The organism is Salibacterium lacus, assembly GCF_042684865.1.
Lineage (GTDB): Bacteria > Bacillota > Bacilli > Bacillales > Marinococcaceae > Salibacterium > Salibacterium lacus.
The window spans coordinates 1,628,976-1,651,874 of the sequence record NZ_JBHUML010000002.1 but is presented as its reverse complement, the minus strand read 5'-3'; the positions used below and the strand labels follow the sequence as shown (position 1 = coordinate 1,651,874).

Annotated in this window: 27 protein-coding genes; 20 read left to right on the top strand and 7 right to left on the bottom strand. The window is 49.6% G+C overall.

What is annotated here, in order from left to right:
- Positions 1-59 precede the first annotated feature (59 nt).
- The 3 genes from ACFSUB_RS09300 to ACFSUB_RS09290 are packed head-to-tail and all read right to left on the bottom strand — an operon-like array spanning position 60 to position 2,221.
- Positions 60-992, bottom strand: coding sequence for a glycine betaine ABC transporter substrate-binding protein (locus ACFSUB_RS09300; RefSeq protein WP_380712916.1), 933 nt, complete (start codon positions 990-992; stop codon positions 60-62).
- A gap of 1 nt (position 993) precedes the next feature.
- Positions 994-1,668 carry an isochorismatase family cysteine hydrolase gene (locus ACFSUB_RS09295; protein WP_380712915.1) on the bottom strand — a complete coding sequence of 225 codons (675 nt, stop codon included), beginning with the start codon at positions 1,666-1,668 and terminating at the stop codon, positions 994-996.
- Positions 1,661-2,221, bottom strand: coding sequence for a GbsR/MarR family transcriptional regulator (locus tag ACFSUB_RS09290; protein ID WP_380712914.1), 561 nt, complete (start codon positions 2,219-2,221; stop codon positions 1,661-1,663). Before ACFSUB_RS09290 ends, ACFSUB_RS09295 begins: the two co-directional genes overlap by 8 nt.
- Positions 2,222-2,448: 227 nt before the next feature.
- Between ACFSUB_RS09290 and ACFSUB_RS09285 the strand changes: the two genes are divergently transcribed.
- The 12 genes from ACFSUB_RS09285 to ACFSUB_RS09230 all read left to right on the top strand — a co-directional run bounded on the left by ACFSUB_RS09285 (position 2,449) and on the right by ACFSUB_RS09230 (position 14,067).
- Positions 2,449-3,948: an S-layer homology domain-containing protein gene (locus tag ACFSUB_RS09285; RefSeq protein ID WP_380712913.1), complete on the top strand. Its 1,500-nt coding sequence runs from the start codon at positions 2,449-2,451 to the stop codon at positions 3,946-3,948.
- A 106-nt stretch (positions 3,949-4,054) separates the two neighbouring features.
- Positions 4,055-4,948, top strand: a complete 894-nt coding sequence (gene rbsK / locus ACFSUB_RS09280) for a ribokinase (protein WP_380712912.1) — start codon at positions 4,055-4,057, stop codon at positions 4,946-4,948.
- Between the two features lie 456 nt (positions 4,949-5,404).
- A complete protein-coding gene (locus tag ACFSUB_RS09275) occupies positions 5,405-6,538 on the top strand; it encodes a polysaccharide pyruvyl transferase family protein (RefSeq protein WP_380712911.1) in 1,134 nt (377 codons plus the stop codon).
- Position 6,539: 1 nt separating this feature from the next.
- Entirely contained in the window at positions 6,540-7,898 is a 1,359-nt protein-coding gene (locus tag ACFSUB_RS09270; protein ID WP_380712910.1) for an O-antigen ligase family protein, read from the top strand.
- A 3-nt stretch (positions 7,899-7,901) separates the two neighbouring features.
- Positions 7,902-9,011: a glycosyltransferase gene (locus ACFSUB_RS09265; RefSeq protein ID WP_380712909.1), complete on the top strand. Its 1,110-nt coding sequence runs from the start codon at positions 7,902-7,904 to the stop codon at positions 9,009-9,011.
- Positions 9,008-9,484: a PssD/Cps14F family polysaccharide biosynthesis glycosyltransferase gene (pssD, locus tag ACFSUB_RS09260; RefSeq protein WP_380712908.1), complete on the top strand. Its 477-nt coding sequence runs from the start codon at positions 9,008-9,010 to the stop codon at positions 9,482-9,484. Before ACFSUB_RS09265 ends, pssD begins: the two co-directional genes overlap by 4 nt.
- Positions 9,481-9,960, top strand: coding sequence for a PssE/Cps14G family polysaccharide biosynthesis glycosyltransferase (pssE, locus tag ACFSUB_RS09255; RefSeq protein WP_380712907.1), 480 nt, complete (start codon positions 9,481-9,483; stop codon positions 9,958-9,960). Before pssD ends, pssE begins: the two co-directional genes overlap by 4 nt.
- A gap of 29 nt (positions 9,961-9,989) precedes the next feature.
- On the top strand, positions 9,990-11,525 hold the full coding sequence (murJ, locus tag ACFSUB_RS09250) for a murein biosynthesis integral membrane protein MurJ (RefSeq protein ID WP_380712906.1): 1,536 nt from the start codon (positions 9,990-9,992) through the stop codon (positions 11,523-11,525).
- Complete coding sequence (locus ACFSUB_RS09245; RefSeq protein WP_380712905.1) at positions 11,522-12,820, top strand: UDP-glucose dehydrogenase family protein; 1,299 nt, start codon at positions 11,522-11,524, stop codon at positions 12,818-12,820. The genes murJ and ACFSUB_RS09245 overlap by 4 nt, the downstream gene beginning before the upstream one ends.
- Positions 12,821-12,845: 25 nt before the next feature.
- Positions 12,846-13,622 (top strand): S-layer homology domain-containing protein, encoded by a 777-nt coding sequence (locus tag ACFSUB_RS09240; protein WP_380712904.1) that lies wholly within the window; start codon positions 12,846-12,848, stop codon positions 13,620-13,622.
- 66 nt (positions 13,623-13,688) lie between these two features.
- On the top strand, positions 13,689-13,835 hold the full coding sequence (locus ACFSUB_RS09235; protein WP_380712903.1) for a hypothetical protein: 147 nt from the start codon (positions 13,689-13,691) through the stop codon (positions 13,833-13,835).
- A 13-nt stretch (positions 13,836-13,848) separates the two neighbouring features.
- Positions 13,849-14,067 carry a hypothetical protein gene (locus ACFSUB_RS09230; RefSeq protein WP_380712902.1) on the top strand — a complete coding sequence of 73 codons (219 nt, stop codon included), beginning with the start codon at positions 13,849-13,851 and terminating at the stop codon, positions 14,065-14,067.
- A 21-nt stretch (positions 14,068-14,088) separates the two neighbouring features.
- Here the strand turns inward: ACFSUB_RS09230 and ACFSUB_RS09225 are convergent, their stop codons facing one another.
- Entirely contained in the window at positions 14,089-15,528 is a 1,440-nt protein-coding gene (locus tag ACFSUB_RS09225) for a SpoIID/LytB domain-containing protein (protein WP_380712901.1), read from the bottom strand.
- A 41-nt stretch (positions 15,529-15,569) separates the two neighbouring features.
- Positions 15,570-15,788, bottom strand: coding sequence for a hypothetical protein (locus tag ACFSUB_RS09220; protein WP_090926370.1), 219 nt, complete (start codon positions 15,786-15,788; stop codon positions 15,570-15,572).
- 371 nt (positions 15,789-16,159) lie between these two features.
- Here ACFSUB_RS09220 and ACFSUB_RS09215 point away from each other — a divergent pair, with 371 nt between their 5' ends.
- From ACFSUB_RS09215 to ACFSUB_RS09185, 7 genes are all read left to right on the top strand, one after another.
- Positions 16,160-17,215, top strand: coding sequence for a glycosyltransferase family 4 protein (locus ACFSUB_RS09215; protein WP_380712899.1), 1,056 nt, complete (start codon positions 16,160-16,162; stop codon positions 17,213-17,215).
- A gap of 174 nt (positions 17,216-17,389) precedes the next feature.
- Positions 17,390-17,563: a hypothetical protein gene (locus tag ACFSUB_RS09210; RefSeq protein ID WP_380712897.1), complete on the top strand. Its 174-nt coding sequence runs from the start codon at positions 17,390-17,392 to the stop codon at positions 17,561-17,563.
- A gap of 21 nt (positions 17,564-17,584) precedes the next feature.
- Positions 17,585-17,758, top strand: coding sequence for a hypothetical protein (locus tag ACFSUB_RS09205; protein WP_380712896.1), 174 nt, complete (start codon positions 17,585-17,587; stop codon positions 17,756-17,758).
- A gap of 21 nt (positions 17,759-17,779) precedes the next feature.
- Positions 17,780-17,977, top strand: coding sequence for a hypothetical protein (locus ACFSUB_RS09200; protein ID WP_380712895.1), 198 nt, complete (start codon positions 17,780-17,782; stop codon positions 17,975-17,977).
- Positions 17,974-18,123, top strand: a complete 150-nt coding sequence (locus ACFSUB_RS09195; RefSeq protein ID WP_380712894.1) for a hypothetical protein — start codon at positions 17,974-17,976, stop codon at positions 18,121-18,123. The genes ACFSUB_RS09200 and ACFSUB_RS09195 overlap by 4 nt, the downstream gene beginning before the upstream one ends.
- A 77-nt stretch (positions 18,124-18,200) precedes the next feature.
- Complete coding sequence (locus ACFSUB_RS09190) at positions 18,201-19,148, top strand: nuclease-related domain-containing protein (RefSeq protein WP_380712893.1); 948 nt, start codon at positions 18,201-18,203, stop codon at positions 19,146-19,148.
- 96 nt (positions 19,149-19,244) lie between these two features.
- Positions 19,245-19,610 (top strand): hypothetical protein, encoded by a 366-nt coding sequence (locus ACFSUB_RS09185; protein ID WP_380712892.1) that lies wholly within the window; start codon positions 19,245-19,247, stop codon positions 19,608-19,610.
- On the opposite strand, the gene ACFSUB_RS09180 is transcribed toward ACFSUB_RS09185, so the two are convergent.
- On the bottom strand, positions 19,607-20,614 hold the full coding sequence (locus tag ACFSUB_RS09180) for an LCP family protein (protein WP_380712891.1): 1,008 nt from the start codon (positions 20,612-20,614) through the stop codon (positions 19,607-19,609). The two genes, ACFSUB_RS09185 and ACFSUB_RS09180, sit on opposite strands and share 4 nt — an antisense overlap.
- 210 nt (positions 20,615-20,824) lie before the next feature.
- Complete coding sequence (locus tag ACFSUB_RS09175) at positions 20,825-21,463, bottom strand: YigZ family protein (protein WP_380712890.1); 639 nt, start codon at positions 21,461-21,463, stop codon at positions 20,825-20,827.
- Positions 21,464-21,691: 228 nt separating this feature from the next.
- Here ACFSUB_RS09175 and ACFSUB_RS09170 point away from each other — a divergent pair, with 228 nt between their 5' ends.
- Entirely contained in the window at positions 21,692-22,849 is a 1,158-nt protein-coding gene (locus tag ACFSUB_RS09170; protein ID WP_380712889.1) for a sensor histidine kinase, read from the top strand.
- Positions 22,850-22,899: the final 50 nt, after the last annotated feature.

The window sequence follows — 22,899 nt, the reverse complement described above, 5'->3', positions numbered from 1 at the left end:
TGTGGATAATCGGAACCTTTTTTAGATTCATCATTATTCTCTTGTGCTTCGGACTCTTTTTATTCCTGTCCTTCCATCATGGCGTCTACTTTATCAGGGTTTTCTTCGATCCAGTCTGCAGCAAGTTCTTCAAACGGAACATCATTTTGGGCGTATTCATACATCATCTGTTCCAGGTCCTCGACACTGATACTCCAGTTGGACAGAATCTCATATGCTTCCGGGTATTTGTCCTGAACGCCTTTATAAGAAAGCACATATACGTTGTCATATTTGAAGTTTTCTTTCGGTTCTTCAAGGAACTTCAAATCATAATCAACAAACATGGAGTGCGGGCGCCAGCCGGTGATAATGACGGGTTCTTCATTGCTGATTTTTGACTTTAACTCGCTGATCATCGCTGTTTCACTGGACGGCAGCAGTTCAAATCCGGCTTCTTCGAGGTTATAATCCGCCATGACTTCTTCCGATGTATTAACAATGCCGGCACCGGCACCGATTGTGTATATTTTACCACCGAACTTCTCCGGATTTTCTTTAATATCCGCAATCGATTCTGCTTCTACATACTCCGGTACCACCCAGCCGGTTGGTACTTGTTCGTAACTGGTGGATACTTTCTGAAGATCACTCTTGTATTCACTCCAAAGCTGCTCTTCGGTGTACGGGAGCCAGGCGTCCATAAAGAAATCAATTTCTTCGGACTGCATGCCTTCCCAGATTACCGGCTGATCGAGGAGTTCGATTTCTACGTTATATCCTGCTTCCTCCAGCAGCTGTTTTGCAATCTGGGTTGGCGCTGCTGTGCTGGTCCAGGATGTTTTTCCGAAGGTGATGGTTTCCCCTTTATCATTGCTGCTTTCCTGTTCTGATTGTTCGGACTGTCCTTCGTTACTGGAACTTCCGCTCTCGGAAGCTTCTTCACCGCCTCCGCCGCAGGCCGTGAGTGCTGCCAGAACTGCCGGAGTTAAAAATCGTAATACTTTCTTCATGTTATTGCACTTCCTTTCGTGGTTGCAGCTGCTGATAGGATTCGCGCATCGTTTCCGGTGTGAACGGAAGGGAATCCGGACGGTCGCAGCTCCAGTGTTGATACGATTCATTGTTAAACCGTTTGATAAGCTCTTTGGTTTCATAGACTTCCAGGTTATATACCCAGTTGGCCATAATCATCATAGCCGCCATATGAGATCCTTCATTGGAAGAAGTACAAATGTCTTTGACGAGATGAACATGATAATCTCTGAAATAAGCGTCAAACACGGACGTCATCAAACAGCCATCTGTTACGACACCCCCTATAATAAGATCTTCAACCCCAAGACTTTTCAGCATGAGATCCAGGCTCGTTTCATAAAAGGCACTCCAGCGGTATTTGTCGATGACGATATCGCTGTTCTCCGGCGCAATTTCGTCAAAAATTTCGATGTTTTCGGTGTGGGAGGCGTAATAATACGGTGTATCGTCTTCTTTCAACGGTTCATCTTTAGAAAGCCCGGCCTGATCACTCCGGTTAATCTGCCGGGTATAAATGATCGGAATATTCTCCCGGCGGCAGGCATCAATCAGGGTTTGAGTGTTAGCAATGACGTCGTCCATCTGAATTAAGCCGAAGTTGCTTTCCTTTTGAAGATCGATGAGTACTAAAGCGGTCTGTTGTTTATTCATTGTGGAACTCCTTTATTTCTTTTTTTGTCGGCGGAATATATTCCAGCATTTCTCTGGACTCAAGGGTGTTGGCAAAACGGGTGGTCCAGTCCAGATAATTCTGAGCTTCCTGTATCAGTTCCAGGTCTCGGCGGGCTGTTTCCCGTACCGTTTCATCATCGGTTTTTTCCGCCATTTCCTGGAGAGCCGGTTTTGTCTGTTCAGCGGCTTTCATCAATAGATTGCGCTCCTGCCGAATCTTTTTCACAAAATAATTAATGAAATTCCGCAGAAAATCTTTCTCAGCGATGAAATGATCTTTCCGTTCTCCTTTTTTCCATACTTTGGTTACCATTTCTGTTTCCTGCAGCTCGCGGAGCCCGTTGCTGACAGATGCTTTACTCATGGCCACCTGTACTTTGATTTCATCGATCGACATCGGTTCGCCGGCAAAATACAACACTCCGTAAATGCGGCCGACAGAGGGGGTGACGCCGTAAATAACCATTGACTGGGCGATGGCGCTCTCCATCACATCACGTGTTTCTTCGAGCTTATCCCATTCGGAAGACATGATAACCCACCTTTTATCGTTTGTTTAATATATTTAGTTTGTTCAATTTGTATAATTAATTTTAAACCAAATATCTGAAAAGTCAACCCAGTTTCAATAAATAATGAGGAAAATACGAGAAATCACCCTACATTTCCTGTTTATTAATGGTAAAATGAAGGTAATATTACATAACTAAGATAGAGGAGTAGAAGATATCTTGTAAGCGGGGAAACGGAGGAATACAAATGAAACCAAAAACCTATGTATCTATCACCGCAGCCTGTGTGCTGGCTTTTTCTTCATTTTCAATTTCTGCTGAAGAAACATTTGACGATGTGAATGAAACCTACTGGGCATCAGAAGAGGTCGAATATATTGCGGATCAGGGTATTATAACTGGATATGAAGATGGATCCTTCCAGCCTCAGGAAGACGTAAGCCGCGCTCAGACCGCGAAAATGCTCACGGAAGCGCTTGATCTGGAGCTGGTGGAAGAAGGTGATTCTGATTTCCAGGATGTTGAACAAGGGGCTGCGATGTACCCTTATATAGCAGCAGTCGCCAAAGCAGGCATTATGACCGGAAGCGGCAATACATTTGAGCCGGACGATTCGTTGACAAGGGCTGAAATGGCTGTTGTTCTATCGAACGCGTTTGGGCTTGAAGGAAGCATGGAACAAATGTTTTCCGATGTGTCCGAAGATTTCTGGGCAGCTGACGCCATTGAAACGCTGGGAGCAAAGCGGATAACAAGCGGCCGTGAAGATGGCAGCTTCGGTCCCGGAGAAGACACAACAAGAGCTCAGTTTTCTGTCTTTTTATCCCGGGCATTAAGTGAGGAGTTCCGGGTGGATGAGGTTCACATGCCTTCTTCAGGTGTGGACAGTGAAGAACAGGTCTGGCACTTTCGGGGCATTGCGCTGGGAGACTCCAAGGAGTCGATGAAAGCAGAACTCGGGCAGGAAAAGGCAGTGCTTGAGAGCCGCTACGGATTTGACTGGTATCTGTATCACACCCGCTATAATGAGTACGTACAGTTTGGTGTTCAAAATAACGAAGTGGTGGCTGCCTATTCGAACCAGGATACATGGCAGGGCGCGCGTAATATCGAAATGGATGACACGAAGCCGGACGTGATCGATGCTTACGGGGATCCGCTCTCCCATATTCAAAAAGGCGGTGCCCGCTTTAGTATAGATACCAAGGAAGCAGGAACGTATAAAGAAGATGGGCAGTATGAAACCTTTTTCTACGATAAACACCGCGATCACCGGATTACAGCGGTACTCGTTATCGACAGCCAGGTGGAAGAAGGGTTTCGGAAATATTATGCCGAGCCGGACCAGAGTTTAAAGGAGAGTTATGAGCGCCTTGCTTTTCATCTGGCCAATGCCCAGCGCCAGCGCTACAGCAGAGGTATTTTGACATGGGACGCAGAGGCGGCTTCGACAGCAAGATCTCACAGTGTTGATATGGCTTCGAACCACTTTTTCTCCCATGAAAATCAGGACGGGGAAGATCCGTTTGACCGGATGTCCGGAGACGGCATCGAGTACAGAAATGCAGCGGAGAATATTGCCTACGGCCAGGTCAGTCCTATCAAGGCGCATCAAAGCTGGATGAATTCTGATACAGGACACCGCGAAGCACTGCTCGGTAAGTACGGGCGTCTCGGTGTCGGTGTGGCTTTCGACGAAATACGAAAGCAGCCGTATTACACCCAGAATTTCTACACCCCGGAATAAAAGCGTGCCACGAAGCGGCATCTTCCGGTAAGAGGAGCCCTTTCTCACAGAGAGGCTCCTTTTTATTTCAATAGAAGAAAGCAATAATAATCCAGAGGTGATAGGCATGCCGGAAAAAATTACAGTCGTGGGAAGCATTAATATGGATCTTGTGACGAGTACGGAACGTATGCCGGAGCAGGGGGAGACCATTCTTGGAGAAGATTTTTCCGTTATTCCCGGAGGAAAGGGCGCGAATCAGGCTGTGGCAGCTGCGAAACTGGGGGCGGATGTTCATTTTGTCGGCCGCGTGGGCAGTGATGTGTTTGGCGGACGGTTAACAACGCATATGAAGGAGCAGGGCGTGTCCGCCCGGGATCTGCAGCCGGTCCCTGATGAGCCGTCGGGTACAGCGTCCATTATTTTAGCCGAGCAGGATAATCGCATTATTGTCGTGCCCGGAGCCAATCTTGCGGTTACTCCGGAGGTTGTGGCAGCACATGAAGACGTGATTGCTGACAGTGACATCCTGCTGCTGCAGCTCGAAATTCCGGTGGAAAGCGTCACGAAAGCGGCAGAACTGGCGGCTCGGCACGATACGACTGTTATTTTGAACCCGGCACCGGTCCAGCATCTCCCGAAAGCGCTGCTGGATAACGTCGATTATTTTACCCCGAATGAACATGAGCTGCTGCACCTTTTTCAGAATGAAGCCGATCCATCCATCTATCGTTCGAGATGTATTATGACAAAAGGGGCGGACGGTGTGCTGTTCACCCAGGACAACAAGGAAAAGCATATCCCCGGCTACCCGGTGGAACCGGTGGATACGACAGGGGCGGGGGACACGTTTAACGGGGCGCTTGCGGCTGCACTGACTCGGCAGTATCCACTGGCAGATGCCTGCCGCTGGGCCAACGCCGCTTCTGCTCTGTCCGTGCAGAAAATGGGAGCCCAGGGCGGCATGCCGGAGCGCCAGGACGTCGATGCTTTTCTGAAAGACCAAGTTGAGCGGCAATGAACGACAGGGTACCGTAATAAGAGAAAAAACGGTACGTGTACCCAGGAAGAGAGCTGTTCCAAACGGGACGGCTCTTTTTTTTATGGACACGTTTTAGTGCAGAATGTCTGGTAACACAAGATAGGAACCACAATCTGTCACTTCAGGAGCCGAAATGGGTCGAAAATGGGGACTTGCGGACACTTTTTCTCCCGCCGGCAAAAAAATGTCCGCAATATGAGTTTTGGGGACATTTTCAGAGTCTGTCTGTCTATAAATGAGTCTTTTTGCCCGCAGCGTAAGCGGCTTCGTATTTTCTATTAACCAAGACGATGTTGTAAAAAAATCAAAACTAGGATTGAGCAGATATCGGGTGTATAATGGAAAAAAAGGTGAATGTATGTGCTGCGTGCCTGCACAAGCACGCAGCACTGTTCTGCGATTCTACATATAAGAAAAGGTCAGGTACGTAAACATATGAAGGTTGGAATTATCGGCAATTACGGGCATAACAACAACGGCGATGAAGCGATTCTTGCCGGACTCCTCCATCAACTGACAACGGAGGGAGGCGTAAAAAAAGAAGACATCGTGGTGTTCAGTAACGACCCCGCCAATACAAAAGAGCGCCACGGCACGGTATCTTACCCTCTTTTATACAAAGAAGGGGGGACGCTTAAGTCCGGTCTGAAAACGATACGTGAAAGCCGGAAGGTGATGAAACATCTGGATCTTGTCATCATTGGCGGCGGGGGTCTCTTAATGGACATGTATAAACGGGACGCTCCGTTATACAGCGTCCTTGGGCTGACAGCAAAGCGGGCAGGCTGCCGGGTAGCAGTCCACGGCGTCGGAGCTGGTCCGATTAAGACAAAGACAGGGGCGTTCTTTATTAAACGTCTTCTTCGCGCGGCATCTTCCGTTGCTGTCCGGGATGAGAAGTCACGCCGGCTGCTTCAGCAGATCGGCGCACCGGGGGATATTCACGTCATATACGATCCGGCCTTTTCCGTGCCGGTGAACACGGTTCATGAAACGTCAGCAGCGGTGCAGAGCGTTGGAGTGACGGCTGTGCCGTATTTCAGTACGCAGTACTGGCCGCAGGCAGACACCGCCAGGCACGAGGCGTATCTGGACGGGATGGCTGCATCGCTTGATGAACTTATCGACAAAAAAGGAGTGGAGGTTACGTTCTTTTCGACGAAGTATCCCGAGGATGTGGAAGTGACAAAAGCCATTGCCGGACGCATGAACCACCGAAACGATGTACATATTCAGGAGGCGAACCTTACGCCGCAGGCAATCGCGCAGGAAGCGGCAGCGCTGGACCTTGTTATCGGCACCCGGCTTCACTCCCTGATTCTCTCGGTCACTGCACAGACGCCGGTCATCGGCGTAGCCTACCACCAGAAAGTAAAAGACTTTATGGAAGAAATCAATCACCAGGATTATACAGCGGATGTAGAAGATTTAACGCAGATTCTGCCGGCTTTTGAAAAAGCGGAACAGGATTGGGCACGCCTGCAGGTGGAGGTCCGAACTGTTTCCGAAGCATTGAAAGAACAAGCGGCTGAAGGCATGAATCTGCTCCGCCTGAAAGGACGAGACTAGGATGAAGAGGCTGAATAACCTATTTTATCAATACCTGCCGGCAGAAAGGACGAATCAACTGCTTCTTATGGCAACGATGGCGATTGTCATATGGACGTCGTTTGAGCTGCTTTTCACAAGAATATGGTCGAACTGGCTGCCTATTATCCCCACCCTGCTCGGTTACGTCACCGAAGGGCTGCTGATGCTGATGGCCGCCGTGGTGCTCCTGCATCCGGATATCGGACGCCGGCGCCTGCTGCAGCGCTTGAAAAATCCACTGAACACCAGTCTGATTGTCTTTTTCGTTTTTGCGCTGTTCAGTATGTTTGTCAACAATGTTCCCTTTGCGCAAGGGGTCTTTGGGGTGCGCGCCATCTTTCAGTTTCTGATACTGTTTTTCATTCTGCTTGCTGTTGATATTCCAGGCAGGTTCGTGCGGCAGGTCTTTCATGTCCTGCTCGGGCTCGGTGTGCTTCAGTCGGCGGCGGGAATCTTTGAGATTCTTTTCAAAATCCCGCTTCCGCTCCGGGACGTGGAAGAGCGGAGGAGCGTGTCCATTGGAGAAGAAGTCCGCGCCTTCGGGTTCATGGATTCCAGTAACACCCTCGGCGGATATCTCATGGGGATTATTCTGCTGCTTGTGATCTACCTGTTTGTGTACCGCAAGGAGCTGACGAAAAAACAACTGCTGATCTACAGTGCGATTGGACTGTTCCTGCTTGCAGGACTGGGACTGACGTTCTCTCGCCAGGCATTTCTTGCTATGATCGGCTGTTTCGGCCTTGTTGGTCTGATTTTCAGAAAAAACAAAGCGTTCCGGATGATGCTGTACGGGGCAATAGGGTTATTTCTCGTATTTGCCCTGGCGTATGTGGCGGCGCTGTTCATGTTTGAAGGATTCGCCCAGCGGAATGCGAATACGTTTGACCTCTCCAGCAACTACCGGTACCTGATTGTGTTAAGCGGACTTACCGTCTTCACATTCAGTCCGGTCATCGGCGTCGGGCCGGGCATGTTCGGAAGCAACGCCGCCTTTGTATTTAACTCGAAAATGCATCAGTTCATGCATGAAGATCTGCCGACTACGATGGGAACCGTAGATAATAACGCACTCTACGTCCTTGTTGAATACGGCGTGGTCGGCGTCCTCCTGCTGGCGCTCATATTCGTGGCGATTTTAAAGACAATGGCAAAAATGACCCATGCAGCTGATCCGAAGCACCGGTGGGTCGGGCTCTTCATCATCACGTTCACCGTTGCCTGGCTGTTGATGGGGACGCTCTCCACAGCCTGGGAAAATCACCAGATTGCCCTTTTGTTCTGGCTGTTTCTTGCCGTGGCGGTGAACTGGTATAAATACGACAAGACGGAGGAATAAGCTATGCGGATTCTTGTGATCAGCAACATGTATCCTTCCGCTTCTGCTCCGACGTTTGGCATTTTCGTCAAAAACCAGGTGGAAGCCTTAATGAATAAGGGGAACCAGGTGGACGTCGCAGCCGTTACCAATCCGGAAGGAGGCAGAAAGAATGCCCTTAAAAAATACAGCTCCTGGATGTGGAGCACCTTCCGGAGATTGCGTGCTTCCGGACGGGATTTCGATGTCATTCATGCCCATTACGCGTTTCCTTCCGGCGTACCGGCACGGATGATGGCCAAAAAATTCGGCATCCCTTACGTCGTGACCTGCCACGGGGGCGACTTGAATAAAATGGCCAAAAAAGGTCGTTTTATCAGAAATCAGACGAAGCGGATTCTTCAGGATGCCGCGCATGTCATCGTGGTGGGAGAGGACCTGCTACAACAGGTGGTGGATGATTTTGGTGTCCCGGAAGATAAGGTCTCCATGTTCAGCATGGGCGTGGACAGCCGGGTGTTTTATCCACGGCCGCAGATGGATATGCAGGAAGTGCTGGAACTATCTCCTTATGAAAAACATATTTTGTACGTCGGTAATATCATTGAAGAAAAAGGAATCGAAGACCTGATAGAGGCTTTTCCTAAAGTAAAGTATGAGCTGCCCAATGCCCGCCTGCATATCATCGGGCCCGCGAAACAGGAAGAGTACCTGCAGAAGCTGAAAGACAGGCTCACAGAACTTGATGCAGCCGAGGCTGTGACCTTTCACGGAGCCAAAACCCAGCAGGAAGCAGCGGAATGGATGGCAGCTTCCGACCTGTTCGTGCTGCCTTCGCATATGGAAGGATTCGGCCTCGTCGCGGTAGAGGCCATGGCGTGCGGAACGCCGGTCGTCGGAACAAACACCGGAGGTCTCGGCCGGGTTCTTTCCGGAGGCGCCGGAGCGGTAACAGAACCGAAACACCCGGTATCTCTTGCCGAACAGATGGCGCACGTCCTGGAAGACAGGCACAAACGCGCGGCGATGATCGAAAAAGGGTACAAAAAGGCAGCCGCAAATGACGCAGAAACGGTCACCGAACAGGTGCTGGAGATTTACCGACAAGCACAGCAAAGGAACGAAAAATTATGAGTAAAAAAAAGAAATCCGTATTGTTTATTTCCTCTGTCGGCGGCCATTTGACGCAATTGATGCAGTTGAAGCCGCTTTTTCAGGAATATGACTATTATCTCGTCACCGAAAAAACCGTTGTCACTGAAGGAATGAAAACAGAGCACCCGATGTCCTTTCTCGTTTACGGAGCGCGGAATTACCCGGTGAGCTACCTCTTCAAGTTCTCGTTCAACTGCCTCAAATCACTGGGTATTTTTCTGAAACAAAGGCCGGATGTCGTGGTTACCACCGGCGTGCATACCGCTGTACCGATGTGCTGGATTGCGAAACTTTTCCGGCGTAAGGTCGTCTTTATTGAGAGCTTTGCCAAAACCTCGTCGCCGACGTTATCCGGACGTCTCGTGTATCCCATTGCCGACCTGTTTATCGTACAATGGGAAACGATGCTCAAACACTACCCGAAAGCGGTGCATGGAGGGTCGATCTATTGATTTTTGTCGTACTGGGAACCCATGAACTGCCTTTCACAAGGCTGCTGGATGAAATGCAGCGCCTCATTGACGACGGTATCGTGACAGAAAACGTGGTCGTTCAGTCCGGTCATACCAACTATTCATCGGGGGACATGAATCTCACTCCGTTCTTTGCGTTTGATGAAATGGAACGAACGTTTGATGAAGCCCGTGTCATTGTCTCTCACGGCGGCACCGGATCGATTATCACTGGTGTGAAGAAAGAAAAACCGGTGATCGCTGTGCCGCGTCTTTCTGCGTATGGCGAGCACAATGACGATCATCAGACCGAAATTGTGGAACAGTTTCAGTCGACCGGCCATATTATCGCGATCGATCATCCAACAGGTCTGGAGCGGGCGCTGCAGGAGGCAAAAACGTTTGAACCGGCTCCGTTTGTGAGCGGAAGGGATAACATCCTTGATATCCTGCGGGATTTCATCAACCGGGTATGACGCCTGAACCCGAAAGGAACGTGTAACTCATGAAAGGCAAAAGGCTCATCCAGGTCATCGGGGCGGTCGCCTTTATTAATCTGCTGTCCCGTTTTCTCGGGATATTCAGAGAGATTGTTATCGGTTATCAGTTTGGAACAAACGAAGCGGCCGACAGTGTTATCACCGCCTACACCCTTCCGAACTTTTTTTATGTCGTGGTCGGGGGAGCGGTGACAACCGCCTTTATCTCCGTCTACACGAAAATAGAAGGGCCGCTTGGCAGACGGGACTATCTGGAGCAGGTATTTGCATGGCTCGGGCTGGGACTTGTCCTGTTCAGCGCCGGGCTGGTTGTTTTTTCGGATCAGGTTATCGGCCTTTTGTTCTCCGGCCTTTCTGCGGAGCAGTTTCAATTGACAACAGACCTGTTCCGGATAATGGCGCCTGCGACATTCTTTTTAATGATCTCCATGTGGCTGACCGGTTTGTTAAATGTGAATGACCGATTTACCTGGTCGGCAGCTGCCACCCTGCTGTTAAACGGATCGTTTCTTGCGATCGCCGTCGTCTTTTTCCCGTGGCTCGGTGCTTTTTCCCACGCCTGGGGAGCGGTGATCAGCGCGGCGCTCATGTGCGCGTTTCTCGTTTATCTTATCCGCCGGGAACGATTCTTTCACTTTGGATTCCGCTTCAGGCGCAGTCCGGAAGTATGGCGCACCTTTAAACTGGGAGTCCCCATCCTCCTAGGAGGGGCAACCCTTCAGCTTTATTTTCTGATGCACCGGGTGTTTGCCTCTTTTCTGGAAGAAGGCAGTATATCTGCCCTGAACTATATGGCAAAAATCGTGCAGCTGCCGCAGAGCGTTCTTATGATGGCGGTGACGACGGTTGTTTATCCGATGCTGTCAAGAAAAGTGGCCGCCGGCGAACAGGAAGGCATCAGCAATCTTTACGGCAAAGGGCTGCGCTGGATGGCGCTGTCGATTCTCCCCGTCGCGGTATTTGTCGTCTTTTTCGCGGAAGACATCATCCGCGTTGTGTTTCAGTACGGCAGTTTTACCGATCAATCGACAGCGATGACAGTACCGCTTCTCCAGATTCTTGTTATCGGAATGTTTTTCCATGCGGCGAACGTGTATGTCACCCGGTTTTTCTACGCGTATGAACGGTCCATTTATCCGGTGGTCGTCAGTCTTCTGTCGGTGCTCGGCATTAACACGGGGATCGCCCTGCTTCTTCTCGACCCTCTTGGTGCCGCCGGTGTGGCCTGGGGAACATCCATCGCATCGATATGCAACTTTTGTCTTCTCCTGTTCGGGACCCGATCTGTGTTAAAATTACATCAGGTGTCTCATGTACCATGGGCAGCAACCATCGCAAAACCCGCCGCGCTCCTCCTTTTGATGGCGGGAGGGCTGTATGCAGTTAAACAGCTCGTTGGGAGCATGAACCCCTACATAGCTTTACTTTCCGGCGGAGCAGCCGCAGCCGTACTGTTGATTGTGTTTATGAAGCTGCTGCGGTTCCGGGAAATCGATGATCTGCTGGATTACGCAAAAAAGAAGGTTGTGAAAACAAAATGAATGTAGCCGTTATTGGAACAGGATATGTCGGACTTGTTTCCGGAACCTGTTTTGCGGAGCTTGGCAATCAGGTGATATGTGTCGACAATGTTCAGGAAAAAGTGGACCGGTTAAACGAAAACGAAATACCGATTTATGAACCGGGTCTGGAAGAACTTGTCGGAAAAAATAAAGCAGAAAACAGACTCTCCTTTACCACCGATATTGGGATGGCTGTCCGGGAGTCCGATATTATTCTTATTGCTGTCGGCACTCCGGAAACCGAAACCGGAGCTGCTGATATGTCGTTTGTCTATAAAGTGGCCGAGGAAATCGGCAGAGCAGTAAATGATACGTATAAAGTCATCGTCAATAAATCAACGGTTCCGGTCGGAACATCCGAAGCTGTGCAGCAGATTATAGAGAAGCAGCAGCCCGAAGCCGATATTGATGTCTGCTCCGTGCCGGAGTTCTTGAGAGAAGGTTCTGCCGTGAAAGACACGTTCCATCCGGACCGCGTCGTGATCGGGGCTTCTTCGATCCGGGCGTCCGATATGCTTGAAGAACTTCATCAGCCGCTCACCGGACAGATTGTGGTGACGGATCCGCGCAGTTCGGAAATGATCAAGTATGCCTCCAATGCATTTCTTGCTACGAAGATTTCATTTATTAATGAGATGGCCAACATCTGTGATATCTATGAGGCGGATGTGAATGCTGTGGCACGCGGCATGGGGCTGGATCACCGAATCGGGCCGAAATTCCTGAAAGCGGGAATCGGCTACGGCGGTTCCTGTTTTCCAAAAGACGTTAAGGCGTTGAAGTACCTGGCGGAGGAAAAAGACTACCACCCGTCTCTGCTGCAGGCGGTCAATGATGTAAATGAACAGCAGAACCGCCGCATGATTGAACATCTCACGCGGATTTTCGACGATGACATTGAAGGGCTGACGATTGCGGTGCTGGGGCTTGCCTTTAAACCAAACACCGATGATATACGGGAAGCACCAGCGCTGAAAATTATTGAAGATCTGGATGCAAAAGGGGCGAACGTTCAGGCTTTTGACCCGGTGGCTGTCGATAATGCGAAACAGATGATCACAGCTGACGTTCATTATGCCGATACGGCGCTCGATGCCCTGAAAGATGCAGACGCTGCCTTTCTTGTCACCGAGTGGGCGGAATGCAAAGCACTCACCGCCTCCCAGTTCAAGGAGCAGTTGAAACGCCCTGTCGTCATAGACGGACGCAATGCACTGGATCCCGGCATCATGAAAGCCGAAGGTATCATTTATCACGGAATTGGAAGAAAATAAGCGACTGGAAGGAGAGGAGATCATCATGGGAATGAAGTGGAAGTACGCCATGCTCGGCGGAAGCCTGCTTGGCGCAGTTGTTCTGACGGGGTGTTCCGGAAACGGGGCCCAGGCCGATCAAGCTGAAAATGCTGCCAGCGTGGATTGGACAGAACAGCGTCTCGCTGAAACCGAAGAGAGCCTTGCTGCCACCGAGCAGCGTATGGATGACCTGGAGAGCGACATTCAAAGCCTCGGTGCCGGGGAACCAACCATCCCGGAAGAACCGACTTATCCTGATGTCAGCGCGGATTATTTTGCTTTTGAAGAAATTCAGTACTTATCCGATCAGGGCGTCATCAGCGGCTACCCGAGCGGTAACTTTGAACCCGGGGAGACGATCACCCGTGCTCAGACCGCAAAGATGCTGACAGCCGAGCTTGATCTGGAAGCCCCGGAAGACTATGAGATTAAGGCGGAGGACGTGAACCCGGACCATCACGCGTATGATGCCCTTGCCGCACTGGAATATTACGGCATCATGACCGGAAGCGGCGGCGAGATGATGGCAGGGGAGGGCCTGAAACGCTCCCAGATGGCGGCGCTGCTTGTTGAGGCGTATGATCTGCCGGACGCCGGGACGCAGCATTCGTTCACCGACATCGGCGAAGATTACCCGAACTATGAGGAAATCAACATCATCGCCGATCAGCAGATCACCTCGGAAGCCGGCGACGCCTTCCGTCCAAACGAAACAACCACCCGCGCCCAGTTCGCCCTCTTCATGTCGCGCACGATGAATGATTATTTTATAGAGCAGTAGAATAAGACGAACCCCGGCGGCCGTGTGTGCCCGCCGGGGTTTTTGATAGGGAAACTCGGAGAATCGATGCAGAAAAGGGCAGAAACGATCGGGAAATCGGGAGAATCGATCAAGAAAAATCGAAAATGGGGGAGAAGCAATCGAGAAAAGAGCGGATCAATCGATAAATGGGGAGAACCGATCGAGAAAAGGGCGCTGGCGGCTCCGTTTTAAGGAGATTGCTGCGATGAAGCGGCGCCCGCCGGGATCGATGCAGAAACGGCGAGTATCGATCGAGAAATCCCGAGAATCAATCAAGAAACGGCGGGAATCGATCAAGAAAATGAATAATTGGGGGAGAAGCAATCGAGAAAAGAGAGAATCAATTAAGAAATCGGGAGAATCGACCGAGAAATCCACTCTCCTCGGCCGAACATACAAAAAACCCCGGTGCGGTTCGCAATGAACCGACCGGGGTCGTTTAATCTCAGCGTTCTACAATATTAATGTCCGTATAATAGTGGTTAAGAATGTCGCGGTAGCTCATTCCCTGCTGGGCCATGTTATAGGCTCCCCACTGGCTCATGCCGAGGCCGTGTCCCCAGCCTCTTCCGGTGAACGTGTAAGCGGAGGCGGAGGCCTTCAGGTACTCAACACCGGACCCGGTCTGGACGGCCACATTATCATAGGCCACCGCTTCATCGGATCCGTCGGACTGGCGGATCTTCATGCCGACAGCAGAATCATAAGATTGTTCGGAGCCGTCTGCTGTTTTTACTGAAACGCTGTTTGTATCTTTGGATACATCAAACATCGTACTGCGCAGCGTAGCTCCGAGGTCCCAGCGGATGGAATCGGCAGAATTAGAGCCTGCCGGCAGCATCTTCTCTGTCGTTTCTCCTGACTCCTCATTTACACCGACAGCACGCATCTGCTGCACGCGGCCGGCTTCACTTTTTGAGACAATTTCAAGATCCGACAATACCCAGCTGCTATCAGGAAAGACAGCTTCGCTGACGGCTTCCTGGTTGATTTCTTCGGTCCACTCCGTGTTTGGATTGGCGCTGTGGGTGTCGTAAGGGTCGTCCACTCCGCGTATGTAAGGCACTTCATTGGCCCAGACGTTTTCGCTGTCTTCAGTGTGCCCCCCGGAACTAGCGTGGAAATAGGCATTAATCAGTCTACCGTTGTATTCGGCATAGATTCCATCCGTCTGCCGTATCGCCTGGTTGGGACGGCTGCTTTCTCCGGATAAACCGTGGTAGACTTGGTGGGTGGTCGTGTCATACAGAAACTCGTTTGCGTCCATGTTTACTTTCGCATAGTTCCTGGCGGCAACTGCCTGGGCCTTCAACGCTTCCATCGGCCATGACGCTGACATCTCCCGCGGCACGACACCCTTCAAGTAATCCTGCATGTCCAGCACGTTAAATAACTGGAGGCGTTCCACTGTATCCGGCTGTTCGCTGTCACTGCGGTTCTGTTCCTCGCCTGCTGCATCGTCGGGACTGCGCTCCTCTTCCGGGTCCACTACGAAAGATCCCCGGTACGCCGTCGTTTGAAAAGAGGTTCCGGCGCGTTTTACGGAGCTGATCTCCACGTAATTACTGTCCGACACGCCGTCCTCCTGAAGGATAAAACCTTCCGAAGAGGTGTGCATGGTGCTGTCATCATCCGAAACTTTCACGGTCACATTGTCCTCGCCGTACCGAAACTGAATATCATTGTCCATTTCAACGGTTTCTCCGTCAGCCTGGTCGATCAGCTGGTAGGAGCCGTGAATTTCGGCGTTAAAGTTGGAAGAGGGGACGAGTTTAATCGTCATCGGTTCGTTGTACAAATCCTGCGGTTCCTCGGCACCGGCTGTGGACGCAGCAAATGCGGCAATTGGAACCGACAGAAGGGCTGCGGTTATTTTTTTATACATCTAAAGATCCTTCTTTCTATGTACAGATTCAAAATAGATACCTAGTTTTCTTCCTGCTGCTGCAGCTCTTCGACGTCGCTCTCCAGTTCACCAATACGTTCTTCCAGATCATTGATTCGTTCCTCCAGTGGTTCAATCTGGGAAACGACCCAGTCTACGCTTGCAAGAACCGGTTCCGATTGAGCAAGTGCCGGAGTGGTCACAACAGCGCCTACAGCAAGAATAGAGCTTGCCGCCCCTGCCAGAAAATAACGTTTCATTATATCTTCATCCTCCTTCTTTCCTATGAAACTATGAAAAAGAACAATAGGGTTCACAGGAAATATGTCGTAAAATATGAAAACATGTGCTGGAGAAAATTATACCAATTTTCAGCGGAAGAAAAAAGATTTCTTCCGAACTAAAAATAGATATGAAACCTTCATGGAAAAAAACACGTCTAATACGTAGAAAGAAGAAATCAAAAAATTTTATAAAGAAATGGTACGGTTTTATGCAAAATATGATATAATTCGGTGGAATGCGTTTTTTGATTAGAAAAAATAAGGTGAATATCTGAACGATTTGCCCTGTGATATACAACATACATAAAACTTCGCAGAATAGGTAACGGTAATGGAGGAGGTTCAAAATGATAACTGGACTGGCGCTGACCACTTGTTTTCTTCTTTCGCTCATTTTGACTCCGGTGGTCAGGAAACTGGCGTTTAAAATCGGAGCGACGGATCAGCCGAATCACCGGAAAGTTCATAAAGGAGCCATGGCCCGTTTAGGAGGACTGTCAATTTATGCAGCCTTTCTCGTCGGACTGCTCATTTTGCAGCCGGAAAATGCCTATATGCCGTATATTCTGACAGCGGGCACCATCATTTTCATCACAGGATTTCTTGATGATCTTATGGAGTTATCCGCAAAATGGAAGCTGCTCGGTCAGATTGCCGCAGCTGTCATTGTCATTATGGGAGGAGTCCAGGTCGAATTTATCAACCTTCCGTTTGACGGCCGGCTGTATCTGAACTGGTTCAGCATTCCGCTCACACTGCTCTGGATTATCGGTATTACAAATGCGATAAACCTGATCGACGGTCTCGACGGACTGGCCGGAGGGGTGTCCTCCATCGTTTTGGCGACCGTGTCGGTACTTTCCATCATACAGGGAGACATTTTCATCGTCGCTCTCGGCATTGCGCTGCTCGGCGGGACACTCGGATTTCTCGTCCACAATTTCAACCCCGCTAAGATTTTCATGGGGGACAGCGGAGCGCTCTTTCTCGGGTTCATGATCGGCGTCATTTCGCTCTTAGGGTTTAAGAATGTAACGATATTTTCACTCGTCGTGCCGGTTATTATACTGGCGGTACCGATTTCTGATACGTTTTTTGCAATCATACGCCGGGTGGTGAACAAACAGCCTCTCTCCGCACCGGATAAGTCGCATCTGCATCACTGCCTGCTGCGGCTCGGCTATACTCACAGGCAGACCGTCATGATTATTTACGCGATGAGCCTGTTTTTCGGCATGTCCGCCGTCATGTTCACCATTTCCACGTTGTGGGTATCGCTTGTGATTATGATGCTTCTTCTCATCGCGATTGAACTGATGGCCGAATTCGTCGGTCTCGTCAACACACAGTACCGCCCGGTCATGCGTCTGATGAACAAACTCAATCCACCGAAACGACCATAAATACCGCTCCCTGCTTCCGGCAGGGAGCTTTTTTTATCATTTTTATGAGAATCGATGCAGAAATCCCGAGCATTGATCAAGAAACGGCGGGAATCGATTAAGAAAATCGATAATTGGGGGGAGCAATCGAGAAAAGAACAGATCAATCGATAAATTCGAAGAAATGATCGAGAAATGAACGCAGCTCTTCCGTTATCAGAAGCGGGGCAGGGGTTCGCTGATTATGAAGCGGTATCCATCCGAATCGATGCAGAAATCCCGGGCATCGATCGAGAAACGGCGGGAATCGATCAAGAAAAATCGAAAATGGGGGAAAAGCAATCGAGAAACGAGAGAATCAATCAATAAATCGGGAGAAACGATCGAGAAATGAGCGCAGCTCTTCCGTTATCAGAAGCGGGGCAGGGGTTCGCTGATTATGAAGCGGTATCCATCCGAATCGATGCAGAAATCCCCAGCATCGATCGAGAAACGGCGGGAATCGATCAAGAAAAATCGAAAATGGGGGAAAAGCAATCGAGAAAAGAACAGATCAATCGATAAATCCGAAGAAACGATCGAGAAATGAACGCAGCATCTCCGTTTTCGGAAGCGGGGCAGGGGTTCGCTGGTGTGAAGCGGTATCCACCCGAATCGATGCAGAAATCCCGAGCATTGATCAAGAAACGGCGGGAATCGATCAAGAAAAATCGAAAATGGGGGAAAAGCAATCGAGAAAAAGCAGAATCAATCAATAAATCGGGAGAAACGATCGAGAAATGAGCGCAGCATTTCCACTTTCGGAAGCGGGGCAGGGGATTGCTGGTATAAAGCGGTACACGCCCGAATCGATACAGAAATCCGGAGAATCGATCAAGAAACTCAGAGAATCAATCGAGAAAAGAGCGGATCAATCAATAAATCGATAGAATCGATCGAGAAAAAAGAAGGAACGAGCGAATACTCGTCGAATATCAAAGAGACACATACAAAAGGAGAAGACGCCATGATCAAAAAACACCGGACGAAACCGGAGATTCTCGAGAAACTGGAGGTTCTGCAGCGGCGGCTGCTGGAGCTGCACCCAAAACGGGACGAGGTGAAACAGAATTACCTGCGTTATGCGGCAGGCTACCGCGGGGAAAAAGCCATCGACTATCATTTATCGTTTCTCGATCCCCCTCATCTTATTCTGCATGACCTGCGCCTCTTCAGCCGGACGTCCCACTTCCAGATGGATACCCTCCTGCTCACCCCGTCGTTCACATTAATAATAGAAGTGAAAAATCTGGCCGGCACGCTTCAATTTGATGAACACCGATATCAGATGACCCGGCGGCTGCACGGAGAAGAGGAAGGATTTACGGACCCGCGTCTGCAAGTGCAGCGGCATAAGCTGCAGCTGGAAGAGTGGCTGAAACACCATTCCCTCGTTCTCCCGCCCATCTATCCCCTTGTTGTCATCAGCTTTCCCTCTACTATTATTCAGGCTCCTCTCACCAATGTCATTCACGCCGCCCAGCTTCCATTTGAAATCGAAACATACAAGCGCAGGGAAGGAAAGGCAGCCACACCGTTTTCATCCATCCAAAGGGTTTCGGACAAGCTGATCTCAGCCTGTCGTCCGAAAGAAGTGGATATTCTGGAGGAATTCGACCTCACCCCGGGTGATGTGCAACGCGGAGTGCAGTGCCCGGAATGCGCGAAACTGCCGATGAAAAAAGGCAGAAACGGGCACTGGTGCTGTCCTTTCTGCGGCTTCAGCTCAAAAGACGCGCCTCGGTCTGCGCTTCAGGACTATAATGCTCTTATCCATCCATTCCTTACCACCGAGCAATGCTGCGATTTTCTTAACCTTCCCTCCAGCCAGTTCACCCGCCGGCTGCTCCAGTCCCTGAACGTTCCACATAACCGGAAAAACAAAGGAAGAGTCTATGATCTGACCGATATTTAGTGAATCAATCGATAAACTCAGAGCATCGATCAATAAATGGACGCAGTGTCTCTGTTTTCAGAAGCGGAGCAGGGCTGCCCTGGTAGGAAGCGGTCCATGTCCGAATCGATGCAGAAATCCGGAGCATCAATCGAGAAACCCCGAGAATCAATCAAGAAAAATCGAAAATGGGGAAAAAACAATCGAGAAAAGAGCGGATCGATCGATAAAGGGGCGCAGGCAGCACCGTTTCCGGAAGCGGGGCAGGGGTTCGCTTCCATGAAGCGATGCCTACCTGAATCGATGCAGAAATCCGGAGCATCGATCAAGAAACTTGGAGCATCGATCAAGAAAAACCGAAAATGGGGGAGAATCAATCGAGAAAAAGCAGAATCAATCGATAAATCCCGAGCATCGACCGAGAAACACAACCGCGGGCCCAGTCTCCAGCCCCCATACACAAAAAAGCTGAACCTCCTTTAAGGAGATTCAGCGCTGTTGTCCGAAGAGGATTCTTCGTCCAGTTCAAGGTGGTTCCGCAGCTTCTGTGATACGTCTTCGGTTACTTCCGGGAGCAGCTGGTAATAATAGATGCCATCGTATCTCACATCGGATCCCTTCAGCTGCAGGCGTTCAATGTCGTCGACAGAGCCGGCATATTTATGGAAGGAAACGAGATCGCCGACGGTGAAGTTCATCTTCATATGGTTCTGCACGCTTTCCATCACATCATCGTATTTGTGGATGGAGCCGATGGAGGCGCTGCGCTGGATTAAAGCAGAAATAATCTGTTCCTGACGGTCTCCGCGTCCAATATCACCGCGCGGATCCTGCTTTCTCATACGCGCAAAAGCGAGAGCTTCTTCGCCGTCCAGCATCTGCGTGCCTTCTTCAAGAGAAATGGCATTGTCATTGCCTTCACTGTCCTGTTCCGTGAAAGCGAACGGAACATCGACTTCCACGCCGTTCAGCGCATTGATGATCTCGATAAATGCTTCAAAGTTCAGCTTCACATAATAATCGACCGGCACATTCAACGCATTTTCGACTGTTTCGACAGCAAGATCGGTGCCGCCGAATGCATTAGCGTGCGCAATCTTATCTTCGCCGTGACCCGGGATATCCACCAGGGAATCACGCGGAATGCTCGTCATCTTGACCGATCCTTCTCCCCGGTTGAACGTAGCAAGAATCATCGCGTCGGTGCGTCCCTGGAGTTTGCCGTCCCGGTCGTCAGCACCCATAAAAAGAACGGAAATATTGTCTTCATTTGGATCCACAGCGACATCGCGTTTTTCCGATTTATCGCCCCGTTCCAATGTTTCCTGGGTATCTGCTGCGACCGTGGTGAACTTCCAGGCGAAGTAGCCGACCATCGCGCCCAGAAGCACGAAGGAAACCAACCCAAGAATCATAAATGTCTTTAACACAGGGCGTTTTTTCCGCTTGCGCCGCCCTACTCTTGTATGAAATTCGCTGTCTGCCATAGTATTCTCCTTCATATAGGTAAATTCCCGGATGTTTCGTCTCCATCATTTTACATAACCGCACTACGTTCGTAAATATATTATTTTTCCAGAAAAAAAGCCTTACTATGCTTCTGTCTATGAGACGGCGAAACCAAGGGTATCGTTACACTCTCCAGCAAAAAAATTATTTCCGGGGAAATAATGCCGCCTTATGTCGAAAAATTCCCCTTAACTGGTTACATCCTGCTCAAGGTATGTTTCTTCGATTTCATTGATCTCCACCTGACCGTTAGCGGTGTTTGTCACCCATGAAGTGAATGCTTCTTCTCCGCCGGCCGGCACATACACGTAGAATGTCACAATGTCTTCATAAGAAATATCTTTCAGCAGATAGGAAGACTGACGGAGGTCGTTTTCGAGTCTGCCGAGCAGCGTGTAATCCACCGAAGCGCTCATCACTTTCATACGTGTCCGCTGCACAATGCCGGAAGCTTCAAGACCTGCACTGACCGCCTGCCCGTAAGCTCTGATCAGACCGCCCGCACCGAGTTTGATTCCGCCGAAATAGCGGGTAACAACGACACATGTGTCCTTTAATTCTTTCTTTTTCAGTACTTCCAACATGGGGACTCCCGCGGTGCGGGATGGTTCTCCGTCATCGTGCGCTTTTTGAATCTCATCATTTTCGCCCGCCAGATAAGCGGAACAGTTATGTGTCGCGCCGGCATGTTCTTTTTTTACAGCATCAATGAAGGTTTGTGCCTCTTCTTCGGTTGTAACACGAGCGAGGTGGGCAATGAAACGGGACTTATTAATGGTTATTTCATTCGTTTTTCGTTGTTTTACGGTATAATAGGTATCCGGCATGATGGAGCATTCCTCCTTTTGGTGTAATTATACTATAATCATATTGTAAAACTATGAAAGCATTAGACATGATATCCTGTAGGTAGAGAAAGTATTTTCTCAAATAAACGCAGAATATGGAAAAGTTTGATTTTTTCTTAGGAAAGGGTTATAGGTCCTTCAGAGTGTGCTAAAATAATCATAACGAACTGTGAGGTTCTGTCAAACAATAGAAGCGTGGTGACACTATTGTCAACAAAGCTATCACTGGATGAAATTATCGACCAGATGCTGAGCACTGTTGGTGACAGCAAGGAACAGATTTTTGAAATCAGCGAGAAGTCCAGGAAAGAATATGAATCGCTTCAAAAAGAACTGAATGACGTACGCGACAACGTGGCCTCGGTCATTGATAAAACGGAAAGAACAGAAATGCAGGCCCGTTTTGCGAGAAATCGTCTCGCCGAAGTCAGCCGTCATTTTAAAGATTACACGAATGAAGATGTAAAAAAAGCCTATGAACGGGCAAACGAGCTCCAGGTGAATCTTGCGGTGCTGCAGCAGGAAGAAAAGCAGCTTCGCGAACGCCGCGATACGATTGAGCGGCGTCTTCTCCAGCTTGAAGGAACCATGGAGCGTGCGGAAACGCTTGTCAGCCAGGTCACGGTTGTGTACAATTTTCTGGCCGGTGATCTCAAAGAAGTAGGGGAAATGGTCGAAGATGCGAAAGAAAAACAGCAATTCGGCTTGAAGATTATAGAAGCGCAGGAAGAAGAAAGGAAACGTGTGGCACGGGAGATTCATGACGGCCCTGCCCAGATGATTGCCAATGTTCTCCTTCGTTCGGAACTCGTGGAAAGAGTTAAAAATGAGCAGGGAATGGACAAAGCATTGGAAGAAATTCAGGATCTACGTACGATGATCAAGTCCAGCCTTGCTGAAGTAAGGCGGATTATTTATGACCTGCGTCCGATGGCGCTCGATGATCTCGGTCTTGTCCCTACATTGAATAAGTATTTGAGTAACCTGGAAGAAGACACAAACATGAATGTGCGGTTCTCTTCTCTCGGGCAGAGTGACATCCGGCTTTCTCCAAATCTTGAAGTCGGGTTGTTCCGAATTGTGCAGGAGGCCGTCCAGAACGCTTACAAGCATGCAGAACCATCCGATGTTCAAGTGAAAATTGAACTGAAACCCTCCTATGTTTCTATCGTCATAAAAGATGATGGAAAAGGATTTGATCCATCCGCTGCGAATGAGAATTCTTTCGGATTGATGGGGATGAGGGAACGTATCAACGCCCTTGGCGGAGAATTGACGATTGATTCCGCTCCCGGTAAAGGAACCGTCATCATGCTTCATTTGACGTTTGACGGTTCAGCGGGTCAGGACAGTGATTCCGCTTAAACGTAACAGAATAAAAAACAGAAGAGACGAAAACAGGAAAGGATGAAACG